This is a genomic window from Acinetobacter sp. UBA6720 (genome assembly GCF_002454215.1).
Taxonomy (GTDB): Bacteria; Pseudomonadota; Gammaproteobacteria; order Pseudomonadales; family Moraxellaceae; genus Acinetobacter.
This window is the reverse complement of sequence record NZ_DKIK01000026.1, coordinates 1-5583: the sequence shown is the minus strand read 5'-3', so window position 1 is coordinate 5583 and position 5583 is coordinate 1. Positions and strand designations below refer to the sequence as shown.

At 38.8% G+C, this 5583-nt stretch carries 4 protein-coding genes and 1 pseudogene; 3 read left to right on the top strand and 2 right to left on the bottom strand.

The features are described 5' to 3' along the window. The coding region (locus B4F08_RS02360; protein WP_291372911.1) for a hypothetical protein at window positions 1-846 on the top strand (846 nt) is incomplete at its 5' end. 36 nt (window positions 847-882) lie between these two features. Here the strand turns inward: B4F08_RS02360 and B4F08_RS02355 are convergent. Together B4F08_RS02355 and nfuA are read right to left on the bottom strand one after the other, a co-directional pair. Next, window positions 883-3099, bottom strand: coding sequence for a TonB-dependent siderophore receptor (locus B4F08_RS02355; protein WP_291372909.1), 2217 nt, complete (start codon window positions 3097-3099; stop codon window positions 883-885). Window positions 3100-3273: 174 nt separating this feature from the next. Then, window positions 3274-3912: a Fe-S biogenesis protein NfuA gene (nfuA, locus tag B4F08_RS02350; RefSeq protein ID WP_004981041.1), complete on the bottom strand. Its 639-nt coding sequence runs from the start codon at window positions 3910-3912 to the stop codon at window positions 3274-3276. 160 nt (window positions 3913-4072) lie between these two features. Between nfuA and B4F08_RS02345 the strand changes: the two genes are divergently transcribed. Both B4F08_RS02345 and B4F08_RS02340 read left to right on the top strand, forming a co-directional pair. After that, complete coding sequence (locus tag B4F08_RS02345; RefSeq protein ID WP_110975103.1) at window positions 4073-4690, top strand: rhomboid family intramembrane serine protease; 618 nt, start codon at window positions 4073-4075, stop codon at window positions 4688-4690. A gap of 437 nt (window positions 4691-5127) precedes the next feature. Then, window positions 5128-5583: pseudogene (locus B4F08_RS02340) on the top strand (hypothetical protein); the annotation flags it as partial.

Below are 5583 nucleotides of genomic sequence, written 5' to 3'. Positions count from 1 at the left end.
ATCAATGCGCTGTTGCAAAAACAAATCCTAGCCACACCTGCAACAGAACATCTGATTTCACAAATTGCAGAGCACATCAAATTTGCTTTGATTCACCCCATCAATGAATCAACAAAAATTGCCGATGTGATTCCAGTACTCACCATCGACAAAATTGCGCAGTATGTCGCGAGTAAAAGTGGGCATCGTCAACGCCTGATTAAAACTGTGGTAAATAACCCAGCTTTTTCAGCCATGATTACTCAGCTCATTCAGCACTCAATTCAAGACTATTTAAACAACTCCGTCATGACCAAACGTGTGCCGGGTGTCTCTAGTTTTATGAAAATGGGCAAGTCGGTACTTGAAACCGTCACGGATTCAAACCTAAATGACACCATCGGTCATTATTTGCAAAAGAACATCTTAAAACTCAGTCAAATGAGCGAACAAGTGTTAAATCAAAATTTTAATGATGAAAAGCTGTATCATTTTCAAGCCAATCTTTGGCATAAAATCAAAGACATGCCTTTATCAGTTTTAAAAAATTATGTAGAAGTGCAAGACTTGCCTCAAACCGTCGCTATGGGTCACGAAATTTGGGAACATATACGTCAAACTAACTATCTGCAGCAACAGGTACATGATGGTGTTTATGCTTGGTACATTCGCAACCAAGAACGTCCTTTTGATTTACTCCTACGTGACTTAAATATCGACGAAGCTTTAATTCAAAATGAACTTCAAGATTTATTGAATCCTATTATTCAAGAGCTCATCCAATCACATTACTTGCGTGATCGAGCACGTTATTATTTAGAACAGTTTTATTATTCTGACCAAGCACAAGCGATTCTAAAACGATAAAAAAAGCCGCATTATGCGGCTTTTTTCTTTCATAATTTAGAATGCATACTTCAAGCTCGCATAATAAGCTCGACCTGGTTCGTTATAGGTTTGACTTGTCGACTCACTGTCTCTCAATTTCTGCTCATCAAAAATGTTACTAATTCCGACACGTGTACTTAAATTTTTACTAAATTTATAACCCAAATTGATACCAGCTATACCATAACTTTTTACAACGCTTGGTTTAAGCGCATCATTTGCCCCACCTGAACCAACCCCAGCTTCAATACGATTTTGAGCATATTGACGTGACTTCTGACGACCATATTGGGTATAAATAAAGTTTACATCCAGTTGGTCAGTAATATCATAATCGAAGATTGAATTGATCGTATAATTCGGCACTAAAGAAAGTGGATTGCCTGTAGACTTATCTTCCGAGTCCATCATATAAGTGAAGTTATTGGTCCAGCTTATCCCATCCCATTCCATTCCAATACTACCTTCAAAACCTTGGATTAAGGCCTCAGGTATATTTTCCCAACGTAAGACATTCCAATTCACTCCAGACGTTGTTGTAGCTGTAGCTAGAACTTCATCACCTGCTGCAATCTTGTCTTTATAATCGTTTCGGAACCAAGCCAAGCTTGCATTTAAATTATCTTTTGCAAACTGTATTCCTAACTCTTTATTTACAGAAGTTTCGGGTTTTAAATCGGCATTCCCTTGAAGTAAACAACGGTTTTGAATCGTTGCAGGACACCCATTACCATTTGTTGATAACAAGTATCCTTCTGAGTTCTGATACATATTCGGCGCTTTATACGCTCTTGCTATACCACCTTTTAAAGTGAAATAGTCTCCAAGTTTTTGAGTAATATTTAAACTTGGACTCCAATTCGATCCCGATTTATCATGATCATCAAACCGAACACCCAAAACTAAATCTGTGCTATCTGTAACTTTAAAATTATCTTCAAAGTACACAGAAGCGATACGTGAACTCATATTGCTACGGTCTTTTGGAGCTATCGCATCTAGGCCTGACGCACTTCCAGTTGATCCAACCGTTGTGTTTGCTTCATCTTTAAAATCATCTTCAATCCATTCAGCACCTACAGTGATATTTTGGGGAACATAAAATTCCAGAGGAATATTCACCTCACCGTTTAAACGGAAAGTATTTAGTGTTGATGTTGATTTATCAGTTGCGGTATTAATACGACCCTCTGTACTCCCTCCAAGGCCTTCTAATAAGCGTTTATTTTTAGTTTTATCATATTGAATTATAAATTTATTATTCCCCCAATCCCACTCGCCATCATGCATTAATGAATAGCTATCACGATACATTGTATTCGTTTCACTACCGTATAGAGCTGAAAGAATGGCATTGGCTTCCGCATCCGCATTCAGTTGTGAATCCCCTGAATAAAGATTACCTTGACGACTCGAAGATGCATCAAATGTTAGTGTTTGACCATCAACAATTTGCCAAGCTAGGCGTGCTGAAACATCTTCATTCTTAACACCTTCTCGACCTGCTGCTGTACTATTGATTGACTTATTAATGTCAATCGCATCAGGCTGTGTCTTATTAAAGTTACCGTATAAGCGATAAGACAAGACATCCTTAATAATTGGTCCACTAAGATTTATACTGACACGCCCTGACTCCCCTTCTTTCGAGTCCTCTGGCTGATTCGCATAAAATTCAACCGAACCATGAACTTCGTTTGTGACTTTTTTAGTTTTAATATTAACAACACCACCCATGGCACCTGAGCCATAACGAGCAGCCGCTGGACCACGCAATACTTCAATAGATTCAATCGCATCTGCGGGCACCCAGTTTGAGTCACCGCGGGTATCACGTTCCCCTCTCCAGCCATAACGCACAGAATTTCTCGAATTCACAGGCTTACCATCAACCAAAATCAAGGTATTTTCTGGCCCCATACCGCGAATATCAATTTGGCGGTTATTACCACGTTGTCCCGTTGCACTATTGCCTGTTAAATTTACGCCAGGCATCCGACGTACATATTCAGAAATATCATTTACAACAGGTAATTTTTCTAAATCTTTATCCGTAATAATAGATGCGCCTAGAGACTGCTTAACCTGTTCCTCAGCCGTTAATACAATCGTTTGTAATTGTGTTGTATCTTTTTCTGCCCCAGTAGTCAGCGATTCATTCGCCATCGCAAATGAACTCATTGCCCCTACAACAGCCAAAGCCAAAGTTGATCTCGTCAGATTTTTACCCATAACGCATACACCCAAATACAAAAGAAGGAGAGATTGTGTAAATTTCGTAGGGTATCTTAACAAATGATAAACATATTGCAATAAGTATTGATAATTATTCTCAGTTACATTTTACCTTTAGATAAAATATAACCCCCTAATTTAAGGAGGTTATTTGGTAAAATGGTTTAAAAATTATTTGAAGTACGCGCCTTCTGCCTGCGTATGATCCGTCTGGTCAATAACACGACGTAACTCAGGAATGTGTTGTTGCAGAGTCGTTTCAACACCTTGTTTCAAGGTGACATCAATCGCTGAGCAACCTTGGCAACCACCACCAAATTTCAATACAGCCGTTAAACCATGCTCTTCATCTTCAACAACTTCAACCAATGCACAGTTACCGCCATGACCAGCTAGACCTGGGTTAATTTCAGATTGAAGAATGTAAGTAATACGCTCTTCAATTGATGCATCAGGACCTACACGTGGCACTTTCGAATTCGGTGCGCGGAATGTCAATTGCCCACCAAAACGGTCTTTATTGTAATCAATCACCGCATCCAACAAATATGGAATAGACGGTGTGTCGATATATGCAGGAAAGTCTGGATAATCTTGACGATAATCGGTTGGGATCACTTCTTCAGGCGCGCTATATGCCATACAACATTCAGCACGTGGTGTACCCGGATTTTCAACAAATACACGTACAGCAATACCAGGTGTATTTTGTTTTTCTAATAAATCACGTAAATACTCTTGTGCAGTTGGAGTAATCAATAAGTTTGGAATTTCCTCTGCAACTGCAGTGCTGCTGTTCTCAGTCGACATAACAATCATTTCCTCAAGCTGAAGCTGCTATTTTAACTGAAGATGCGGGGTAATGAAAAAAAATCAACCAAAATTGTCGGATTTATTGTGAAAGTTCATCTTTTCAATCAATTTAATGGCATTATGGCTACAAGTTATTCATTTGTAGAACATCTCAGAAATGTTGCATTTACCTTTTAATCATACAGTTACAATCATTATTATTACTGTCATTATTTCTATGGTGGCATTTTCAAACCAGAATGTCATGAACCGCTTGATTTTTTGGCCACCTGCAATGCAACGTGGACAATACGATCGTTTCATTACCCATGGCTTCATTCATGCCGATGGTATGCATCTTTTGTTCAACATGTTCACGCTGTTTTTCTTTGGTAGCATTATTGAAAGTTTTTACCGCCAATATTTCTATGACTTAGGCTTCGTTTTATTTTATTTGGGTGGTTTAATTTTCGCCATTTTACCAAGTTATTTAAAACATAAAAATGATGTGCGCTGGGCAAGCCTTGGCGCCTCTGGTGCAGTCTCTGCGGTACTATTCGCTTATGTATTGTTTGAGCCTTGGAAGCTGATTTTTGTGTTTTTTATTCCTGTACCCGCGATTATTTTTGCTGTGCTCTATGTGGCTTATAGCATCTGGTCTGGCAAGAAAGGCAACTCCAACATCAATCATAGCGCTCACCTCTGGGGTGCAGCTTATGGCGTAATTATGACTGTCATTTTAGAACCACGTTTAATTCCGCATTTCCTAAGCAAATTGACTCAGCTCCCATTTTGAAACTGGGTTGACAGGCTACATATACCTTGGATCAGGCGATAACACAAATCCAATAACATTTTCGTAGCACAGGCGGACCATGCTTTTAAGATAAGAATCAGGACAATCATGAAAGGGAGAGATTGCAATAAAAATCATATCTATCTTTATCACATTGATGATGTTCCTTACTTTAATCGCCTGTGCTATACAAACATTTGAAAGGCATATCGTCTACGGCCCTGATCATTTTGATTATCCATCTGGTCATGACGATTTTTGCCCATTGTAACCCAGCCTAAAAGATCACTATTCACGCAAAAGTCTACTATATCGAAGGCTTTATATTGCACATACTTTTACACAAATTTGGTATGAAATGCCAAGTAAGAATTCAATTTGGCATAGATAATGTATACAACTGTATATAAATAGCAAATGCCAGTGAGATTTCTTGCATGTCCAATCCCCTAGATGGTCTTCAATTTCCAATTCATCCAAAAACACAAAAAGCCAGCACTTCACGCACTGGAAAAGAAATTATTGCGGAAGCACTAGCTAATGTCGATCATCAAATTGCTGTTGAGGTGTTGGCAGAGAAAAACTGGCGTAAACAATATCCACGCTATTTTAAATCCTTGGTTGAGTTAGGCATTGCCAATCAAACAGCTCCTATTCAAATTGCTCAGGATGGATTAAACAAGGCACATCATGTTTTTGAATTCTATCGTGACAATCAAAAATATCTTGTTAAAGATGTAATGTCGCTTGAAACAACACCCTTGCATACTATTAAACTCAAAGGTGAAAGCACTGCTCTGCCTGAGTGGTCAGTGCCTTATAAAGGCACACAGCTTAAAGGTGAAGGCTTACTCGCTCAAATCCAAATATGGTTAGAGGCTGGGGTGATTGAA